At 45.5% G+C, this 19,875-nt stretch carries 21 protein-coding genes and 3 pseudogenes; 22 read left to right on the forward strand and 2 right to left on the reverse strand.

The window, feature by feature from the left end:
- Nucleotides 1-187 precede the first annotated feature (187 nt).
- The 8 genes and pseudogenes from CWI83_RS08960 to CWI83_RS08995 form a co-directional block, all read left to right on the forward strand.
- Nucleotides 188-2,290, forward strand: a pseudogene (locus CWI83_RS08960) (nitrate reductase subunit alpha); the annotation flags it as partial.
- A 74-nt stretch (nucleotides 2,291-2,364) separates the two neighbouring features.
- Nucleotides 2,365-3,452, forward strand: a protein-coding gene (locus CWI83_RS08965) for an IS3 family transposase (RefSeq protein WP_126828195.1) whose coding sequence is annotated in 2 segments (ribosomal slippage) — nucleotides 2,365-2,626 and nucleotides 2,626-3,452 — 1,089 coding nt in all. Because the reading frame shifts where the segments join, the coding sequence is not laid out codon by codon here.
- Nucleotides 3,453-3,494: 42 nt separating this feature from the next.
- Nucleotides 3,495-5,165 (forward strand): annotated as a pseudogene (locus tag CWI83_RS08970) (molybdopterin-dependent oxidoreductase); the annotation flags it as partial.
- Between the two features lie 2 nt (nucleotides 5,166-5,167).
- A complete protein-coding gene (gene narH / locus CWI83_RS08975) occupies nucleotides 5,168-6,700 on the forward strand; it encodes a nitrate reductase subunit beta (RefSeq protein WP_126828245.1) in 1,533 nt (510 codons plus the stop codon).
- Nucleotides 6,700-7,440 carry a nitrate reductase molybdenum cofactor assembly chaperone gene (gene narJ / locus CWI83_RS08980; protein WP_126828247.1) on the forward strand — a complete coding sequence of 247 codons (741 nt, stop codon included), beginning with the start codon at nucleotides 6,700-6,702 and terminating at the stop codon, nucleotides 7,438-7,440. The genes narH and narJ overlap by 1 nt, the downstream gene beginning before the upstream one ends.
- 2 nt (nucleotides 7,441-7,442) lie before the next feature.
- Entirely contained in the window at nucleotides 7,443-8,126 is a 684-nt protein-coding gene (gene narI / locus CWI83_RS08985; protein ID WP_126828249.1) for a respiratory nitrate reductase subunit gamma, read from the forward strand.
- A 54-nt stretch (nucleotides 8,127-8,180) separates the two neighbouring features.
- On the forward strand, nucleotides 8,181-8,975 hold the full coding sequence (locus tag CWI83_RS08990) for a peptidylprolyl isomerase (protein WP_126828251.1): 795 nt from the start codon (nucleotides 8,181-8,183) through the stop codon (nucleotides 8,973-8,975).
- Nucleotides 8,976-9,009: 34 nt separating this feature from the next.
- Nucleotides 9,010-9,345 (forward strand): hypothetical protein, encoded by a 336-nt coding sequence (locus CWI83_RS08995; protein WP_026375755.1) that lies wholly within the window; start codon nucleotides 9,010-9,012, stop codon nucleotides 9,343-9,345.
- 306 nt (nucleotides 9,346-9,651) lie between these two features.
- Here the strand turns inward: CWI83_RS08995 and CWI83_RS09000 are convergent, their stop codons facing one another.
- Both CWI83_RS09000 and CWI83_RS09005 read right to left on the reverse strand, forming a co-directional pair.
- Nucleotides 9,652-9,924, reverse strand: a complete 273-nt coding sequence (locus CWI83_RS09000) for a hypothetical protein (RefSeq protein WP_126828253.1) — start codon at nucleotides 9,922-9,924, stop codon at nucleotides 9,652-9,654.
- A gap of 336 nt (nucleotides 9,925-10,260) precedes the next feature.
- Nucleotides 10,261-11,238, reverse strand: a complete 978-nt coding sequence (locus tag CWI83_RS09005) for an integron integrase (protein ID WP_275540770.1) — start codon at nucleotides 11,236-11,238, stop codon at nucleotides 10,261-10,263.
- Nucleotides 11,239-11,630: 392 nt separating this feature from the next.
- Between CWI83_RS09005 and qacK the strand changes: the two genes are divergently transcribed.
- The 14 genes and pseudogenes from qacK (at nucleotide 11,631) to CWI83_RS09075 (ending at nucleotide 19,819) form a co-directional block, all read left to right on the forward strand.
- Nucleotides 11,631-11,963 (forward strand): quaternary ammonium compound efflux SMR transporter QacK, encoded by a 333-nt coding sequence (gene qacK / locus CWI83_RS09010; protein ID WP_052484405.1) that lies wholly within the window; start codon nucleotides 11,631-11,633, stop codon nucleotides 11,961-11,963.
- 200 nt (nucleotides 11,964-12,163) lie between these two features.
- A complete protein-coding gene (locus CWI83_RS09015) occupies nucleotides 12,164-12,406 on the forward strand; it encodes a type II toxin-antitoxin system Phd/YefM family antitoxin (RefSeq protein WP_126828255.1) in 243 nt (80 codons plus the stop codon).
- Entirely contained in the window at nucleotides 12,403-12,666 is a 264-nt protein-coding gene (locus tag CWI83_RS09020; RefSeq protein WP_126828257.1) for a Txe/YoeB family addiction module toxin, read from the forward strand. The genes CWI83_RS09015 and CWI83_RS09020 overlap by 4 nt, the downstream gene beginning before the upstream one ends.
- An 84-nt stretch (nucleotides 12,667-12,750) precedes the next feature.
- Nucleotides 12,751-12,983 (forward strand): annotated as a pseudogene (locus tag CWI83_RS10720) (type II toxin-antitoxin system RelE/ParE family toxin); the annotation flags it as partial.
- Between the two features lie 49 nt (nucleotides 12,984-13,032).
- Nucleotides 13,033-13,452: a GNAT family N-acetyltransferase gene (locus tag CWI83_RS09030; protein WP_126828259.1), complete on the forward strand. Its 420-nt coding sequence runs from the start codon at nucleotides 13,033-13,035 to the stop codon at nucleotides 13,450-13,452.
- 27 nt (nucleotides 13,453-13,479) lie between these two features.
- A complete protein-coding gene (locus tag CWI83_RS09035) occupies nucleotides 13,480-14,031 on the forward strand; it encodes a DUF7010 family protein (RefSeq protein WP_126828261.1) in 552 nt (183 codons plus the stop codon).
- A 49-nt stretch (nucleotides 14,032-14,080) separates the two neighbouring features.
- Entirely contained in the window at nucleotides 14,081-14,449 is a 369-nt protein-coding gene (locus CWI83_RS09040) for a GFA family protein (RefSeq protein ID WP_126828263.1), read from the forward strand.
- 129 nt (nucleotides 14,450-14,578) lie between these two features.
- Complete coding sequence (locus CWI83_RS09045; RefSeq protein WP_126828265.1) at nucleotides 14,579-15,577, forward strand: cytochrome-c peroxidase; 999 nt, start codon at nucleotides 14,579-14,581, stop codon at nucleotides 15,575-15,577.
- A gap of 119 nt (nucleotides 15,578-15,696) precedes the next feature.
- Nucleotides 15,697-16,188, forward strand: a complete 492-nt coding sequence (locus CWI83_RS09050) for a helix-turn-helix transcriptional regulator (RefSeq protein ID WP_126828267.1) — start codon at nucleotides 15,697-15,699, stop codon at nucleotides 16,186-16,188.
- A 107-nt stretch (nucleotides 16,189-16,295) separates the two neighbouring features.
- The gene (locus CWI83_RS09055) at nucleotides 16,296-17,999 is read left to right on the forward strand and encodes a DUF5666 domain-containing protein (protein WP_126828269.1); all 1,704 of its coding nucleotides are present in this window, start codon (nucleotides 16,296-16,298) and stop codon (nucleotides 17,997-17,999) included.
- 63 nt (nucleotides 18,000-18,062) lie between these two features.
- Complete coding sequence (locus tag CWI83_RS09060; RefSeq protein WP_126828271.1) at nucleotides 18,063-18,632, forward strand: GNAT family N-acetyltransferase; 570 nt, start codon at nucleotides 18,063-18,065, stop codon at nucleotides 18,630-18,632.
- A gap of 30 nt (nucleotides 18,633-18,662) precedes the next feature.
- The gene (locus tag CWI83_RS09065; RefSeq protein WP_126828273.1) at nucleotides 18,663-18,878 is read left to right on the forward strand and encodes a hypothetical protein; all 216 of its coding nucleotides are present in this window, start codon (nucleotides 18,663-18,665) and stop codon (nucleotides 18,876-18,878) included.
- Between the two features lie 19 nt (nucleotides 18,879-18,897).
- Nucleotides 18,898-19,275, forward strand: coding sequence for a VOC family protein (locus CWI83_RS09070; RefSeq protein WP_126828275.1), 378 nt, complete (start codon nucleotides 18,898-18,900; stop codon nucleotides 19,273-19,275).
- Between the two features lie 4 nt (nucleotides 19,276-19,279).
- Complete coding sequence (locus tag CWI83_RS09075; RefSeq protein WP_126828277.1) at nucleotides 19,280-19,819, forward strand: hydrolase; 540 nt, start codon at nucleotides 19,280-19,282, stop codon at nucleotides 19,817-19,819.
- Nucleotides 19,820-19,875 lie beyond the last annotated feature (56 nt).

Raw genomic sequence — 19,875 nt, forward strand, 5'->3', positions numbered from 1 at the left:
CTTCAGTCTAGACCCCTTTAATACAAAGGAAAAGCAAAAAAGACTCTCTACCACTTTGGTGGTAACTCCCCTATTCACCGCTGTTTTCGGGCTCTTGCCGTGCGAATAACAATACACTTTAATCCGTATAGAGCTTGAGTTTGCAACGCATCGTATGGTTGCTATTCCATTGATAAAGGAGTCTGGCGTGAGTCATTTTTTAGACAGATTGCAGTTCTTCAAACGTAACGAAGAGCCGTTCTCAAACGGTCACGGGGTTACTACGAATGAAAGTAGAGGGTGGGAGGACGGATATCGCCGTCGTTGGCAGCATGACAAAGTTGTGCGTTCAACCCATGGTGTTAATTGTACCGGGTCATGTTCCTGGAAAATCTACGTGAAAGATGGATTGGTAACCTGGGAAACTCAGCAAACCGATTATCCACGTACGCGCCCAGACCTTCCTAACCATGAGCCCAGAGGTTGCCCGAGGGGCGCAAGTTACTCTTGGTACATCTACAGTGCCAATCGCCTCAAGCATCCAAAAATCCGTAAACGCTTAGTCAAACTGTGGCGAGCAGCGAAAGCCCAACACAAGGATCCGGTTGAGGCTTGGCGCTCGATTGTTGAAGATCCCGCAAAAGCCAAAGAATACAAACAACAACGAGGCCTGGGGGGATTTGTTCGCGCTAACTGGAACGAAGCTAACGAGATCATCGCGGCTGCGAATGTATATACGGCAAAAACTTACGGCCCTGACCGCATTACCGGCTTTTCACCAATCCCTGCTATGTCTATGGTTTCCTATGCGGCGGGTGCGCGCTATCTGTCGTTGATAGGTGGAAACTGCCTAAGCTTTTATGACTGGTACTGTGATTTACCGCCAGCATCTCCCCAAATTTGGGGTGAACAGACTGATGTGCCAGAGTCGGCTGATTGGTATAACTCAAACTACATTATTTGCTGGGGCTCAAACGTTCCGCAAACACGCACACCAGATGCGCACTTCCTCACAGAAGTCCGCTACAAAGGTACTAAGGTCATCGGTATCACGCCTGATTATTCTGAAGTGGCAAAACTTACTGACCAGTGGCTGGCACCAAAACAGGGGACTGATGCAGCATTAGCGATGGCATTTGGCCACGTTATTCTTAAAGAATTCCATGTTGAGAAACCATCAGCATATTTTGCCGATTATGTGAAACGTTATACCGACTTCCCTGTTCTGGTCATGCTTGACAAAGCTGAGGACGGCAGTCTGCATCAGGGGCGGTTCCTCAGAGCGTCAGATTTAGATGGTCAACTCGGTCAAGACAACAACCCTGAATGGAAAACCATCTCGGTCAATGATAAAGATGGCGAATTAGTTTCGCCTACAGGCTCAGTCGGTTATCGCTGGGGTGAAAAAGGGAAATGGAATATTACCCAAACTGATGGTAAATCAGGTGATGAACTCGATTTACGAGTAAGTCTGAAAGGTAGTCATGATGAACTGGTCAGTGTTGCTTTCCCATATTTTGGTGGTGCGGAGCATGAATTTGGTTACTTCCAGAATACTGAGCATGACGATGTGTTGCTGCGCAAAGTACCAGCGAAGAAAGTCAAACTCGCTGATGGCTCTGAAACCTATGTTGCCACTGTTTTTGACTTAACACTTGCCAACTACGGTGTTGACAATGGTTATGACGATCCGAATGTGGCCAGCAGTTACGACCAAGACATTCCATACACACCGGCTTGGCAGGAACAAATCACCGGCGTACCGCGCGCGGATGTGATCAAAGTCGCGAGAGAATTCGCAACTAACGCAGACAAGACCAAAGGTCGCTCCATGGTGATAGTTGGTGCAGGTATGAACCACTGGTATCACATGGATATGAACTACCGTGGTCTCATTAATATGTTAATGATGTGTGGTTGCATCGGTCAAAGTGGTGGCGGTTGGGCACACTATGTGGGGCAAGAGAAACTGCGCCCACAAACTGGCTGGCAACCGCTGGCGTTTGGTCTTGACTGGCAACGTCCACCGCGCCATATGAACGGAACCTCTTTCTTTTACAATCATTCAAGCCAATGGCGCTATGAGAAGTTGGAAATGACAGAGGTTATTTCTCCAACAGCAGATAAGACTAAATGGTCTGGTTCGATTATTGATTTTAATAGTCGAGCTGAACGTATGGGGTGGCTGCCATCTGCGCCACAACTCGGTATAAACCCGCTCCAGCTTTGCAGAGATGCAGAAGTTGCCGGTAAGGCTCCACAAGACTATGCGGTGGAAAAACTCAAAAGTGGTGAGCTTAACTTTGCCTGCTTATGTAATCCCCCCGAAAAATCGGAGCAGTTATAAGTAGAAAATTCCGTTAAACTAAAACGAAGGAGTTTTCTATGCGCAAATCACGATACACAGACAGTCAGATCTTAGCGATTCTGAAACAAAACGAGAACGGTGTACCCGTTCCGGAGCTTTGCCGTGAACACGGCATGAGCTCGGCTCAATTTTATAAATGGCGCGCCAAGTTTGGCGGCATGGACGCATCCATGATGAAACGCCTTAAAGAGCTTGAAGATGAGAATAAACGCCTCAAGAAAATGTATGCCGAAGAGCGACTCAAGGCTGAGATCCGCAAGGAAGCCCTTGAGGGAAAGCTGTAAAGCCATCTCAGCGCAAAGAGATGGCGCAAGCTGCCATTCAACGTCATGGTATTAGCGTTCGTTTTGCCTGTGTTTGTATGGGTATTAGCGAGAGCTGTTACCACTACCAAAGCAAACTCAGCGATGAAAACGCTGTGATTGCTGACTGGTTGCTGCGCTTAACCACCGCGCACAAGCGCTGGGGTTTTGGTTTATGCTTTTTGCACTTGCGTAACGTGAAAGGGTTTCCATGGAACCACAAACGCGTGTATCGCATTTACCGAGAGCTAGAGCTGAACTTACGAATTAAACCTAAGCGTCGCCTGCGACGCGACAAACCGGACGCTTTAAGCGTACCAACAGCAATGAATCAAGTTTGGTCAATGGATTTTATGTCCGACAGCTTGGCTGATGGGCGTCTACTTCGAACATTTAACGTTATTGATGATTACAACCGCGAAGGGTTAACCATTGAAGTTGATTTATCATTGCCAAGTGCTCGCGTTATTCGTGCATTAGAGCAAGTCATTGAATGGCGAGGAAAACCTGCGGCGATTCGCTGCGACAATGGCCCAGAATATTTGTCAAGCGAGCTGATTAACTGGGCTGAAAAACATCAAATTACGATGCTCTACATTCAACCAGGTAAACCGACTCAGAATGCCTATGTTGAACGATTTAATCGAACAGTTCGTCATGAATGGCTCGATTTACACCTGTTCGATAGCGTTGAGCATGCACAAGAACTTGCCACTCAGTGGCTTTGGCTTTATAACAACGAGCGGCCTAACACCGCCATCGGAGGCATTCCGCCCAAACAATTAACGCAAGCGGTTCATTAATTCTACGAATAACTGCTGCTTAAAATGGGGGGATTACACTTAGAGCCTGAGAATCCGCAAAACTATCCGCGCAATTTATTTATTTGGCGTTCGAATTTGCTCGGTTCTTCAGGTAAAGGTCATGAGTACATGCTGCGCCATTTGCTTGGAACAAAACACGGCTTGATGGGCAAAGATCTCGGTGAAGACGGTGGCAAAAAGCCAGAGGACATAAAATGGGTCGATGAGGCCGCGGAAGGCAAGATAGACTTGTTGGTGACTTTGGACTTCCGTATGTCAACCACCTGTTTGTACTCCGACATTGTGCTACCAACTGCGACCTGGTATGAGAAGGACGACTTAAATACGTCAGATATGCACCCATTTATTCACCCTCTAAGTGCTGCGGTAGACCCAGTATGGGAGTCCCGCTCTGATTGGGAGATTTTCAAAGGCATCGCGAAACAATTCTCAAAGACTGCAGTTGGTCATTTGGGTATAGAGAAAGACTTGGTCACGCTGCCGATTCTGCATGATACGCCAGCAGAAATGGCACAACCCTTTGGTGTGAAGCAATGGTGGACAGGCGAGTGTGACTTGATCCCAGGCAAGACTGCGCCGAATATGATTGTGGTTGAGCGTGACTATCCTAATACTTATGCGCGATTCACATCTCTCGGACCATTACTCGAAAAGCTCGGAAATGGCGGTAAAGGAATAAACTGGAACACCGATGCGGAAGTAGAATTCCTGAGCCAATTAAATCGTTGTCATATTGAAGAGGGGGCGAACAAAGGACGCCCCAAAATTGAAACTGCCATTGATGCCGCGGAAGTAATTCTCTCTCTTGCGCCGGAAACGAATGGTCAGGTAGCCGTAAAAGCATGGGCCGCTCTTAGTGAGTTTACTGGCTTAGATCACACTCATTTGGCGAAGCCAAAGGAAGAGGAAAAAATTCGCTTTAGAGATGTGCAAGCGCAACCGCGTAAAATAATCAGTTCGCCGACTTGGTCAGGGTTGGAAGATGAACACGTCTCTTACAACGCGGGCTACACCAATGTACATGAGTACATTCCATGGCGCACAGTTACAGGTCGTCAGCAGTTCTATCAGGATCACGAATGGATGCGCGACTTTGGTGAAACCATGTGCCTGTATAAGCCACCAATCAATCTTAAGACCGTGAAGCCAATGATGAATAAGCAACCCAATGGCAACACAGAGATTGCACTGAACTGGATAACGCCACACCAGAAGTGGGGAATCCACAGCACCTATTCAGACAACTTGTTGATGCTTACATTGTCTCGCGGCGGCCCGATTGTGTGGATTTCTGAGCCCGACGCGCAGCGCGCAGGCATCGTTGATAACGATTGGATCGAGGTGTTCAACGTGAACGGTGCGATCGCTGCCCGAGCGGTTGTGTCACAGCGCGTACCGGAAGGCATGAGCATGATGTATCACGCTCAGGAACGAATAGTGAATGTGCCGGGTTCAGAAGTTACCAAAACACGTGGTGGTATCCACAACTCAGTCACCCGAGCGGTCATGAAACCGACTCACATGATTGGCGGATACGCACAACAATCCTACGGCTTCAACTACTACGGCACTGTGGGATGTAATCGAGACGAATTCGTTATCGTTAGAAAAATGGCGAAAGTCGACTGGTTAGACGATGACAGCGTCGAACAGAGTGCAGATGAATTTAACAACTTTGGAGCGGAGGGCTAATCATGAGAGTTAGAGCTCAAATAGGCATGGTGCTCAACCTTGATAAGTGTATCGGTTGCCACACCTGCTCTGTAACTTGTAAGAATGTATGGACATCGCGCGAAGGTGTCGAGTATGCATGGTTCAATAACGTCGAAACTAAGCCGGGCATAGGTTATCCCAAAGAGTGGGAGAATCAAGAAAAATGGAACGGTGGTTGGACTCGGCATAGCAATGGCAAATTAACGCCCAAGCAAGGTGGCAAGCTACGTATTCTGGCCAATATTTTTGCCAACCCCGACCTACCCGGTATTGATGATTACTACGAGCCGTTTGATTTTGACTATCAGCATTTGCATAAAGCGGGTGAAAGCAAACATCAACCTGTTGCGCGTCCTCGTTCCTTGATAACAGGTCAGCGAATGGAAAAAATTGACTGGGGCCCGAACTGGGAAGAAATCCTCGGTACCGAGTTTTCCAAGCGCCGAGCCGATAGCAACTTTAATCAGATCCAGGCCGATATGTATGGCGAGTTTGAAAAGACTTTCATGATGTATCTACCGCGCCTGTGTGAGCATTGCATTAACCCTGCGTGTGTGGCGTCTTGCCCATCTGGGGCAATCTACAAGCGTGAGGAAGACGGTATTGTGTTGATTGATCAGGACAAGTGCCGCGGCTGGAGAATGTGTGTCAGCGGTTGTCCGTACAAGAAGATCTATTACAACTGGAAAACCGGTAAATCTGAGAAATGTATCTTCTGCTATCCACGTATTGAAGCGGGTCAACCCACAGTCTGTTCTGAAACCTGTGTCGGTCGAATCCGTTACTTAGGCGTTATGCTCTATGATGCTGACCGCGTAGAAGAAGCTGCCAGTGTTGCCAATGATAAGGATCTTTATCAGGCACAGTGCGATATCTTCCTCGACCCATTCGATGAGGCGGTGCAGGAAGCAGCACGCAAAGAAGGCATTCCAGACGCATGGTTAAAATCGGCCCAAGAGTCTCCGGTTTACAAGATGGCTATGGACTGGAAGGTCGCTCTACCATTACACCCCGAATACCGCACACTGCCAATGGTGTGGTATGTGCCACCATTGAGCCCAATTCAAAGCGCAGTTGAGGCCGGCAGTGTACCAATGGATGGTGTCTTCCCAGACTTAAAAGCGTTGCGTATTCCAATGAAGTACTTAGCCAATATGTTGACTGCAGGTGACGAAGCCCCTGTCGAGCATGCGTTAAAGCGCATGATGGCAATGCGTAAATTTAAACGCTCACAACAAGTTGACGGCGAAGAAAACCTGGAAGCACTGGAACAAGCTGGACTCAGCGTAGCGCAAGTTGAAGAAATGTATCGTTATATGGCGCTTGCCAATTACGAAGACAGATTTGTCATTCCGACTAGCCATAAGGCGTATGCAGAAGATGCTTACGATATGAAATCCGGTTGCGGCTTCAGCTTCGGCAACGGTTGCAGTGGCGGTGACAGTAGCACCGACCTATTTGGTGGTAAAAAACAAACCGTACGCCAAGTTATCCCTGTGGAGGTACAAGACTGATGGAAATTTTAAAAGTCCTTTCAAGACTTCTTGATTACCCGACAGAAGCGCTCTATGAGCACGGAATCGATATTGCAGAAATTATTGCAAACGATGCTGAGCTTGATGAAAACAACAAAGCTAGTCTGCTCGCATTTGTCGACCAACGCTTCTCAGACAGCTTGCTTGATTGGCAGGCTGACTATGATGGTTTGTTTGAAAGGGGGCGTTCTTTATCGCTGCTCATCTATGAGCATATTCACGGAGAATCGCGCGACCGCGGTCAAGCAATGGTTAATTTGCTGGAGCAATACCGAGCGGCAGGTTTGGATATTGGCGTTAGAGAATTACCAGACTATATCCCCTTGTTTCTTGAGTTCGTTAGCACCCAAGGCAGCGAGAATGGCAAAGGTTGGTTGCAGGATATCGTGCCAATCCTCGCGCTCCTTCAAGTACGGCTGGAAAAAAGAGGGAGTAACTACGGAGCGGTTTTTTCCGCGTTGGTTGCTCTTTCTGAGGCAGCTATTGATGTGCAGGCACTGCGTGAGCAAGTCAAAGATGAAAAACGTGATGATACCAAAAAGGCGTTGGACAAAGTCTGGGAAGAAGAAGCCGTCACTTTTGGTGGTGACGCAGTAAACGGCGGTTGTCCGTCTCAGGTCAATCGACCCTCTGAGACGCAACGTCGTGACCAGAATGTTCCCATCAGTTTTGTAGATAATTCGTCAGCCAAAGCGGCTGAGCAAGCAATAAGGAGCTAGTAATGGCTTTTTTAGATATGTTCTTTTTTGGCATCTATCCTTATATCGCAACCGGGATTTTCTTTCTCGGTAGCCTTCTACGGTATGACCGAGAACAATACAGTTGGAAAACTGGGTCAAGCCAAATGCTTAGTAACAAAAACTTTCGTGTAGCCAATATTTTATTTCACGTTGGTATCATTGCGATTTTATTGGGGCATTTTGCGGGCCTCGTATTGCCTTGGGAAATTTGGCATGCACTTGGAATTTCTTTGGCAACTAAGCAAGTGATAGCCATGGGTGTGGGTGGTTTCTTTGGTGTCTTATGCTTTATTGGTTTAACTATGTTGGTAAAGCGCCGTTTGTTTGATCCCAGGATCCGCGCTAACAGCAGTAAGATGGACACCGGCATTTTACTGCTAATCTACCTTCAGTTAATCGTAGGTATGTTTACCATCGTAATCTCTTCGGGTCATATGGATGGTGCTGTGATGTATAACCTAATGAGCTGGTCTCGTTATCTATTGACGTTCAGGCCGGTTGAAGCAGTAGAGTTTATTTCAACGGTTCATCCGGTTTACAAGTTCCACGTTACTTTGGGTATAACGTTGTTTGTACTATTCCCATTTAGCAGGTTGGTTCATATCTGGAGCGTTCCTGTGCAGTATGTCCGCAGAAGCTATCAGGTTGTTCGTTCAAAAGCATAATTACCACAATCACTCATTGGGGCAAGGAAGCCTCCTTTTTAAGTAGGATTGACTATGTCACTTACAAACACCCCCGATATTACAGTAAACGGGAAAACTATTAGCTCGGCTATGATCGACGCTGAGGTTCAATATCATCCGGCAGAATCACGCCGACAAGCGATGGTAAAAGCGGCAGAAACACTGATTATTGGTGAGCTAATTTCACAAAAAGCGATGGAGAAAGGGATACCACTCAACCCTAAATCAGATGCAATTGAACAAAACAGTCAGTTGATTGATAGCTTGTTAGCCTCTGAAGTCTACGTTCCGGAAGCAACAACGGAGGAATGTGAGCGCTATTACAGTGCAAACAAGGAAAAGTTCAAGACAGCTCCGCTGATTGAAGTTAGTCATATATTGATTGCATCAGATCCAAAAGATCTTGAGCACAGAGCTGAATCGCACACTTTGGCGGTTAACCTAATTCATAAGTTGCAAGGCGGCGAATCTTCGTTTGGCGAATTGGCGAAGCAGTTTTCTTCATGTCCTTCCAAAGATGTTGATGGTAGCTTAGGTCAGCTTTCACATGGTCAGACAGTAAGGGAGTTTGAACGCCAAGTTTTTGCCGCCAGTGAGGGGCTGATGCCTCAGCCAGTAGAGACTCGCTATGGTTACCATGTAGTTCTTGTTGCTAGAAAAGTAGATGGCAAGCCGCTTTCCTACGATATGGTAAGCGAAAAAATCAAACAGTATCTTAATGATAAAGTGCATCGAAAAGCACTCTCGCAATATTTACATCGACTTGTCAGCGAAGCAGATATACAAGGTTTCAAGTTTGAATTCGATGATTCGATGTTAATGCAGTAGCGTTGTTTAGACTTGAATAAGTGGTGGGTAAAAGATGACAAATCCCTTCACGGCGCGCTGGACAGCGCAAGGACACACGCTCTGTTTGGGGCATTGGGAAGTCAGCTTTAACCAACAGCTTTTGGAGTTGCCTCCAGTAAAAGCCGAGAACCACATGGGTACACGCGGTATTTTCAGTTGGCTATTCCCAGATGATGAAGAATATACTGAGGGATTAGAGATTCACGAATGGATTGAGGAGCAAGCGGACTGGCTTGTGCCGCTGTTTGAGCGTTACGACATTCCATTCGACGAACAGCATGTTGAGTGGTTTTATCAGGCGGTCAATCAAAATGACTGGCGATGCGGTAGTTGTGGTGGATGCCTTTGAGAGAATAGGAATGGAGAAATGTTATGCGATAGTGAAACAGTGCTAAATTTGCGAGACAATATCCCCAGGCAGAGATTGCTAATACAGATTAATTGGCTGCTTATGAAGGCTTGTTTATTAAAAGACTCTCAGAGTTTTTTGCTAAACATAAAAATCACTAGAGTCACATTCGGCATATTATAATATATACTTACCTGTCAATTTATGCCGACCTGCGTGCGAATTCCGAGACGGAATAATTACTTGCTCATCTGCACTTTATGAATTTTGAGTTAGGGTCTTTTCGTATGTTCCGGCTCATTTCGATTATCCATAAGAGTTGTGCTCAACCCACTCGCTGAGAGTCTTAATTTCTTCATTTAAAACGGAATTGTCGAAACGCAAAGACCGAGCAACTGAGTCCGTATCCATTCCTTTTGAAGATAAAAATTCAATAGCGTTACTTCTGCCTTTCAAAGCCGCCTGCCTTAATTTTAATTCATCAATATTTTGAATTATCTCCTGGATGAGTTGTTCATCCAAGCCTGGAGCTAAATGACTCGTTTTGTCAAAACAAATATTTGCATCATTATCATCCACGGACGTCCCCCATATTGACGCTTATACTCTCTCGTCTTTCGATGGCATGTTCAAAAGCATTAATCGAACATCCTGATCTTTCAAACAGAATGATTTGTTCTAATCAATATATGTGGCCATATAGGTTTTTATCGGCGGCTATTCTACTTTCACAGTGATTCTTCGTCGGCAAACGGAGGACGCTTTATCGCTATGGTGTCGATTGTCTAATATTAGTCATCGACTTTATTCCTAGTCCAAACTAGAGCGATTAAGTGTTAGTCACTGACTTTATTTTTCTGTCGCAATCTTACAATACGGTGGAATGGGGCTTGTGGAGGAAATTAGTCATCGACTTTATTCCCTAGCCACACTGATGAGCCTATCAAGTGGGCTTGCTGTGCCTGCATAATGCTGACCAATGACGTGTGTATAAATCTGAGTTGTGCTCACGTCATTGTGCCCTAGCAGCTCTTGCACTGTTCTAATGTCACATCCCGCTTGCAATAAGTGGGTGGCAAACGAATGTCGAAACGTATGACAATTCACCTTTTTAAATATCTTTGCGGCTCGCACCGCTGGTTGTAGGGCTTTTCGCACAACACTGTCATGCAAATGGTGACGGCAAAGAATTCCAGAATATGGATGCTTACATATGCTCGTTGCTGGAAAGACAAACATCCATCCCGGTTGTTTAAAAGCATTTGGATATTTTCTATCGAGTGCATTAGGCATCGATGGCCCAAGTTCATTCTTGTTATCCTCGATCTGAACAGTCAAAGCCGTTTCGATGGCTTGTTTTAATGGTTCGATGAGCCTTTGGCTGAGAAGGGTTTGCCGATCTTTTTTACCTTTACCATCGCGTACAGTAACAGCAGCATTACAGAAGTTTATATCTTGAACCCGCAAACGAAGCGCTTCACTCACACGTAGACCACTACCATAAAGCAGTTCAATAATGAGTTTATTGCGACCAGTAAGCTCATTTAAAATGCGCTGAACTTCTTCAGGGGAGAGCACCACAGGCAACGAACGCTGTTTAGTGGCAAGGCTAAAATTGAGATCACCCAGTTCTTGATTCAGCGCTTTGTGATAAAGATATACCAAAGCATTTAGAGCAACTTTTTGTGTATTCACAGCAACATGGCGTTCATTCGCCAACCAACTCAAGAAGGCTTTCACCTCTTCTGCACCCATATCGTTAGGATGTCGTTTTTTATGAAAATAAATAAACTGGCGTATCCAACTTAAATAAGATTTTTCGGTCTTCAGACTATAGCCACGTAGCCGCATATCGGCGCGAAGCTCTTCAATAAAAGGGCTAGGCATCAGTATCATCCATGATTATTGAGAACAGTGTGTTCAGCATAGTAAATCAAGTGGCACGCTTCGCGGCTCAAAGTCGCACACTTAGGGCTTGCATGTCGGATAAATATGTCTTATTTTCAGTTACATAATTTAAACAAAAAAAGTGTTATCAGGCGTAGTCGAAAAGCAAAGTAAGAACGCACACTTTGCTGACAGGAAAAGGCGACTTTTTAGATGGTTTTTGTTTTGTTTTTGGTGAGTTACCAAGTAAACCGAACGATTACGACATGTGCCGGAACACTATACAAATGTTAGATGTAATTAACCGGAAAGTTGCGCACGAATAATTTTTTTCTTCAAGACTGCAACTTTAAGAGAAAAGAACACATAATCCCTTCGAATCATATTGGAGGCGGATCATGAAAAGCTGGTTATTTCTTACTGTTGCAATTCTTGGAGAGGTAGTTGCAACATCTGCATTAAAGTCCAGTGAAGGTTTTACGAAGCTCGTACCATCTTTCATCGTAATTGTTGGCTATGGAATTGCATTTTATTTCCTTTCATTGGTCTTGAAGTCTATTCCTATAGGGGTGGCCTATGCAGTTTGGTCTGGCCTTGGCGTAGTATTAGTCACTGCTGTTGCATGGGGGCTTTACGGGCAAAAGATTGATGCATGGGGTTTCGTGGGTATTAGTTTAATAGTTTGCGGTGTATTGGTTTTAAATTTGCTTTCTAAAGCAAGCGTTCATTAAGTGGTACTGGCATCTAACAATCGGCAGCAGGCGGACAGCCTACACTACGCGGTTTTGTGTTATTCGCTGCGCTCAAACATTAACACAAAACCGCTCCGTTACGGCTGCCGCTGTGCCGGGCGTTATGCAAAACGTTCGTCTTGACGTACGTGCTTAATTGCGTACAATTAGTTGTAAATTAACCGTTCAAGAGGTGCACCATGGCGGGAATTACTGCTACCGAGGCTCGCAGCAATCTTTATCGATTGATCGATCAAACTGCTGAGTCCCACCAACCGATTATTATTATGGGCAAGCGGAATAGAGCTGTGCTGGTGGCTGAAGAAGACTGGGCTGCTATTCAGGAAACACTTTACCTACTCTCTGTACCAGGTATGCGTGAGTCTATTCGCGAGGGAATGGCGACGACTGTTGATAAGTGCGATGAGGAATTGAACTGGTGACATGGAAGTTGGTTTACACCAAGCAGGCTCAAAAAGATGCAAATAAATTGGCGTCCAGCGGGCTGAAGCAAAAGGCCCAAGACTTGCTCACTTTGATTGCAGACGATCCTTATTGTAAACCTCCTCCGTTTGAGAAGCTGATAGGTGATCTTTCAGGAGCCTATTCTCGCCGAATCAATATTCAGCATCGATTGGTATACCAAGTGCTTGAAAATGAGAGAGTGGTGAAAGTTATTCGGCTTTGGAGCCACTACGAATAATGCATAAACAGTCGCTGTTGAGGGCCAAGTTTTGCACCGCTTTGCGGCTACAAAATTGCCATAAAGCTCAGCGTTATTCAGCTTGACACTGTTGCGACAAAGCAATTAATACAAACGATTTTTTCAAAAGTCGAACGCCTAAAAACTACGCCACAGAGTCAGGTCGTATTCCAGCAGAACTAAAACATTTAAGCTATCGTGAAGTCGTTGTGAGTCCATGTCATGTTTTTTATCAGCAAGATGGTGACAAGGCTTTTATTCTGCTTGTGATGTGTGCTGAGAGAGATTTACGCAAGTTCCTGTTGAGTAAGCAATAACACTAGGAATGAGCAGTGGCTTCATATCATGTCTTGGGAGGCTGCAGTTATGGTGACATTCAGATCCAGTAAAGACTTAGCTGTGGCCGCGCATTTTACGCTGTCGAATATGCAGCAATATTACGATCACTATGCGGTAGACTGGGATGCGGCGCAGATTGAGAAAATGACGCAAGAGCTTGTGAACTTAGATATTTTGTTCCAGGGCAAACTTGTTGGGGTGATGAGATTATCCTATGACCCAGAAGCTTGCTGGCTGCGCGATTTACAAATTGAGCAGAGTTATCAGAATCAAGGTATCGGCTCAATTGCTATTGCAGAGGCGCTGCGACTTGCCCGCGAGCACTGTGCTAGCGCGCTAAAACTAAAAGTGTTTAAAAACAGCCCTGCGGTGCATTTATATAAGCGACAAGGGTTCGATCTAACCAGTGAAGACGAGCGCTTTTACTACATGAGCCGTCCCGTCTAAGAGCAAACACGAATAAAAGGATAATCCATGACTTTAGACGAACAGCGCCGAGAGTTCGCTAACAGGCGCTTAATCGCAACCCCTATCGCAGGCCTTATCGCTTGGCTTATTGTGGGGGTGGGTTCACTGTTTTTGGGGCCAGTCGGAAAGTCATGGTTGCTGTTTGGTGCAACCGGTTCGATTGTTTATCTGGGCATAATGATCTCGAAATTTACCGGTGAAAACTTTACCGACAAAACCAAACCAAAGAATGAATTTGACCAGCTCTTTTATTACTCGGTGGCGATGGCGGTACTGGTTTATGCTATTGCGATTCCGTTTTTTCTCATCGATTACACATCGTTACCCCTCACAGTGGGTATTTTAACCGGCTTAATGTGGCTGCCTATTTCATGGATTATTAAGCATTGGATTGGCCTGGTTCATGGTGTTTTACGCACGGCGCTGGTCACGCTTGCTTGGTTTATGTTCCCTGAGCATCGGTTTATTGCAGTATCTGCTGTGATCGTGGTGCTTTATGTTTTTGCCATTACCGTGCTCGAACTGCGCTGGCGCAAGTTACAGCAGGCGCAAACCTAGGCTAGCTCATTACACCTAGCCCATTACACAAGAAGAACAAGGAAAGCGTATGACGAAGCATTTTGGATCGTGCTTGTGCGGACAAGTAACCTTTGCGGTCAAAGGTGATTTTGACAGCTTTTATCTATGCCATTGTAAGCACTGTCAAAAGGATACCGGCTCAGCACATGCGGCGAATTTATTTTCACAGTCTGCGCAATTAGAATGGTTATCCGGTGAGGACGCGGTTACCAAGTTTAACCTTGCGGGCACTCGCCATAGTAGAAGCTTTTGTCAGCACTGCGGTTCTGCGGTGCCCGACCGCCAAGGCGCTGAGATGCTGGTTGTTCCAGCTGGTAGTATAGATTCTGAGCTCCCGTTACCACCGGCGCAACACATTTTTCTTACCAGTCGAGCGGCTTGGGATAAAACCTCATAAGTTTTTCGGAACGCAACACAAAAAATCCGATCTAGATCAATTTTTCTCGTAAAACCCATAACAAAAGTTTGGCAAGCCTTCTTTTTTCGATTATTCTAATTTAGTAGGTAACGAAATAAAGGTGACGCCATGAAATTGATTCCATTTATTACTGCGGCCAGTGCCATTGCAATTGTATCTCTGGTGCATGCTCAGCAAGTGCGTAATGAACCTGTTAAGATCATTGAGCCATATGTCAGTGACACGCCGGAGAAAGTCGAGCTCGGGAAGCAGTTATTTTTTGATCCACGCCTATCGATGTCTGGGATTATTTCGTGCAACACCTGTCATAACCTTTCTTATGGCGGTACCGACAACTTGAAGACTTCTATTGGCCATAAGTGGCAGGCGGGGCCGGTAAACTCACCCACTGTTCTCAACTCGAGCTTACAAATTGCTCAGTTTTGGGATGGTCGTGCAAGTAACCTCGAAGAACAGGCTGCAGGTCCAATTGCTGCCGATGTCGAGATGGCATTACCGCATACTCTGGCGGTCAGCGTTATCCAGTCTATTCCAGGTTATGTTGATCAAGTGCAAAAGATTTATGGCGATGATCAAGTCACTCTTGACCATATCACCGATGCGATTGCTGAGTTTGAGCGCACTCTAGTGACTCCGAATGCACCATTTGACCAATGGTTGATGGGCGATGATGACGCAATTTCAGCAACAGCACTAGCTGGCTATGACTTATTCAAAAATGCAGGGTGTATTGCGTGTCACTATGGTGAAGCATTGGGTGGTAAATCGTTCATGAAAATGGGCTTAGTTGCACCTTATGAGTCCGATTCACCAGCGCAAGGTCGTTTTGATGTGACTGGGCAAGAAATGGACCGTTTTATGTTCAAAGTTCCAACATTACGGAATGTCACTCTTACTCAACCATATTTCCATGATGGTGCGGCCGAAACTCTTGAAGAGGCAACTCAGGTCATGGGGCAATTGCAGCTCGGTCGTGATTTTACTGAGCAAGAATTAACTCAGCTGGTTGCCTTTATGGAGACCTTAACAGGCGATCGACTACAAATGATGTTACCGATTCTGCCTGAAAACGGACCAGAAACTCCGGCCCCTAGTCCGTTTGAATAGATGGTATTAGCCTAGTGACAACTATTTGCTTGTTGCAGTGTCTGAGGCGGTAACATACGATACGTGACTGGAGTTGAATTTAAGCTTCCTCGCATGATTCAGATATTGGTGAAAGCGTCATGTTCAAAGATAAATTAATTTCAATCTTTTTAGCTTTAATTATAGTCTTGAAGTTGGTCGATCTCTATATCGATTATTCTGAGGAAATTATCTTTGTGCACTTAATACAAGAGCTTGTCTTGATAGTATTAGCAACGAGCTTGTTTGTATATTTGGTCATTGATATTCGGGTAAGGTCGCGCTCTATCCAAGTACTCAAGCGCCAGATCGGCGCTGTGAGCGTTGAAAATAAGGAAATTTCTGAGCAATTAGCTAAGGCTAAGAAGGATTTTTCAGAAGCCATTCAGTTAGAATTTGATCAGTGGGGTCTGACTTCCAGCGAGAAAGTAGTTGGCTTATTGCTTCTTAAAGGCTTCAGTATTGGTGAGATTGCTGCGCTCAGGAATACTTCAGAGAAAACGATTCGCCACCAAGCCTCTGCCGTATACCGTAAATCTGACTGTCCTGGTCGATATAATTTAGCAGCACACTTTTTTGAGACGCTAAATTGATTTAAGTCAGTGCCATACAATAAAAATAGGCTGTTTGATCCATAGCTCTGCATTGTATTGGTGAGTAACATGAATATGCATTAGCCGTTTTAGATGAGGTATTCAAGATGAAATTCAAACTAGCCCCTTTTTACGTAATCCCCTTTATTGTTGCTGGCTGCGGTGGTTCTAGTGGCTCTGATGAGGTTGTTGCGGTGGCCCCTCCAGTAGCACCTCCAGTTTCGAGCTCCGACACAACGCTTAAAACAGGCGTCATTTCCGGATTCGGAAGTGTTTATATCGATGGCAAGCGTTATCTCACTGATAGCGCCAATATAATCATCAATGGTGCGGCTGGACAGTCAACCGATGCTCTAAAAGTGGGCATGCGGATCACGTTAAAGACAGATGACGATAGCGCCGACACTCCTTCGGCAACTGAACTTGAATACAACACTGAAGTTGAAGGTAATGTGCAAGCTATCGACCGCACCAATCGAATCATCACAGTTGCTGGTATCGAGATTGTATATGATGATTTGACCCATTTTATCGGTACATCAGAGTCATTACTTACCGTTGGTGAGCGCATTGAGGCAAGTGGTTACGCTCTTGCAGATGGGCAATTTTTAGCCAGCCTCATTAAAATTGATAATGATGCTCAGGGGAAAACTGAGCAGACTATATCAGGACTCGTAAGCCAGCTAAACACAACGCAAATGACCTTTACGATTGGAAGTGTAACGGTGGATTATCGTAATGCTCGCGTTGAAGGTACCTTGCAAGACGCAACAAAAGTCAAAGTTGAAGGCCAGCTCAATGGCAGCACTTTAACGGCTGCAGAAGTTGAGGTCGAGTCGCGCGACTATAATAGTGATGATAATGGCTATGATGAAGTAGAAGTAGATGGCACGGTCACAGCCTATGATAGTGCTAATCGCGTTATTGAGGTAAATGGGCAGGCATATGAACTCAGCCAAAACCTGAGTTTTGAGCATGGCTCAGAGGCTGATATAGTCATCGGCGCAGTGGTTGAATTAAAACTGACCTTTACGAATGGAACTCCGCAAGTGGTAAGGATTGAATTCAAGCATCGCGATTACAATGATGGCAAAGTAAAAGGCGTAATTACCGCGCTCGATACGACCCAGAAATCGTTAGAAATTAACGGTATTACATACTACGCTACGTCGACTACCCGTTACGAAGACGATGATGATCAGTATATTTCGTTCAACAGTCTGCAAATCAATGACTTTGTCGAGCTGGTTTATCAGTTTGATGGAATCAATAACCTAATTTTGAGACTAGAGCTTGAGGATGACCAAGATCGTTTCGGCGAAACCGAGATCAAAGGCTCTGTTTCGGCGGTTTCTGAAACAGAGTTTACTGTCGCGGGGCTTGTTATCCCATACGTAGATCAAGCTGCCTACATTGTAAATGATGTGCGTGTCAGCAAAGCTGATTTCATTGCTGCAATGGCAGTATCGGTATACGTTGAAGTTGAGGGAATGTTTGATTCAAGCAATACATTTATCCCATCACAATACGAAATCGACGAGAAGGACGAGCGGGATGATGATCATGACAAAAACTCGAAGACGGGCTATGTTGAGCTCGAGGGGAGGGTGACCGAGTTGCTATCTGCCACTTCATTCCGTTTAAATGGTGAGGAAGTTGAGATGAGTCAAGCAACTGACCTTGAAATAAATGATCGTCAAGTAACCTTAAGTGAATTCATGGCGAATGTGCAAGTTGGTACCATTGTTGAAGTTGAAGGTGTTTGGACTGATACGCATGTTATTACAGCTTATGAAGCAGAAATTGACTAAGTAAGTAAAAAGCAAGCCTCGGCTTGCTTTTTTCATTGGCTCCTATACGGTATCGAGCAGTAAATGCTCGATACCGTTTTTTTGTGCCAAAACTTTATTACGCATTTGGAGCTTCTGTTCATGCTACCTAAAACCCTTGTCACGGAACGCCTTGTCATTCGCCCATTTGAACAAGCTGACGCCCGCTTCATAATGGTTTTACTTAATGAACCAACGTTTATACAGAACATCGGCGATAAGCAAATAAGAAGCATCGATGATGCACACCGTTATTTGCAACAAGGGCCTATGGCAAGTTACCAAAATTTTGGTTTCGGCCTATGCTGTGTGCAACTTAAAGAAAACGGGCAGCCTATTGGCATGTGCGGTATTTTAAAGCGCCCAGAGCTTAATCAGCCTGATTTAGGCTATGCGTTATTGCCGCATTTTACACGGCAGGGTTATGCGCGAGAAGGCGCACAAGCCGTTTTGCGCGAACATGCCCAGCAATTTGATCTTCAGCAAATTCTGGCCGTCACCAAACCCAGTAATTTAGCCTCACGGCGTCTGCTTGAGGGTACCGGCTTCGTAGAACACGGAGAAATAGAACTGTACGGCAGCAAAAATTGCCTGTACGGTTTTAGGGTTATGTAAGTAAGCTTTGAAGAGCAGTAAGGAAAAATCATGAAAATAAAACAAATTGTGGCATTAGCTTTTATTGCACTTGGCGTGCTTGGCTTAATTTACGGTAGCTTCACTTATACCAGTGAAACTCACGATGCCGACTTAGGCGTTATGGAATTTTCAATCGATGACAAAGAAACCGTCGAAATTCCGGTTTGGTTGAGTGTTGGGTTTATTGTGGTTGGCGCGGGCTTATTAGTGTTTAAAAAGAAATAAGAGCAGTAGAGGATCTCCTATGTTCAGTCATATTATGGTCGGTGCCAACAGCATCGAAGAGTCGAAAAAATTCTATGATGCCGTTCTTGGCACGCTTGGGCATGGCGAAGGCACGCTTGATGAAAAAGGCCGTTGTTTTTACTTCACGGATAAAGGGATTTTCGCGCTCACCAAACCCATTAACGGCGAAGAGGCGAGCGGTGGCAATGGTTTAACCATTGGTTTTGCCGCACGCAGCACCGATGAAATTGATGCTTGGCACAAAGCGGGCCTCGAAAATGGCGGTACTGACTGTGAGGAACCACCAGGCTGGCGCGAGGGTGCAACTATGAAGTTGTACCTAGCTTATTTGCGAGACCCGGCCGGCAACAAAATCTGCGCTTTATTGCGTGGCTAAACCTATGTTAGAGCAAACAAAAACCGGCCTGATTGTGGTCGATGTGCAAGGCAAGCTAGCGCGCATGATGCACGACAGTGAACAATTGATTGGCAACATTGTGCGATTGATTGAGGGCTGTAAGGCCCTCGACCTGCCCATTATCCAGCTTGAACAAATTCCCGATAAACTCGGTGCGACCGTTGACGAGGTGCAAACTGTGCTCGCAACTGGGCAAGCGATTCATAAAACAGCTTTTAGTGGTTGTGGTGAGCCGGCATTTCTGCAAGCGGTCGCAGCGACTCAGCGAACTCAGTGGCTGGTTTGTGGTATCGAGACGCATATCTGCGTCTACCAAACTGCGCTGCAATTGATGCAAGCGGGCCACCATGTCGAATTAGTCAGTGACTGCGTTGGCTCACGAACCCCCGCGAATAAGGAGTTAGCGCTAGCTAAATTAGTTCGCCACGGGGTTGAACTGAGCTCGATCGAAATGTGCTTGTATGAATTGATGCAAGATTGCCGCCACCCGGCCTTCCGCGCAATTCTGCCATTAGTGAAGTGATTGGTCTGTTCCCTTTGCGATAACGTATTGGAGGTCATAACTTTTATCGTTAAAAA

Origin of the sequence: Pseudidiomarina taiwanensis, assembly GCF_003987435.1 — a bacterium.
GTDB classification, from domain to species: Bacteria; Pseudomonadota; Gammaproteobacteria; order Enterobacterales; family Alteromonadaceae; genus Pseudidiomarina; species Pseudidiomarina taiwanensis.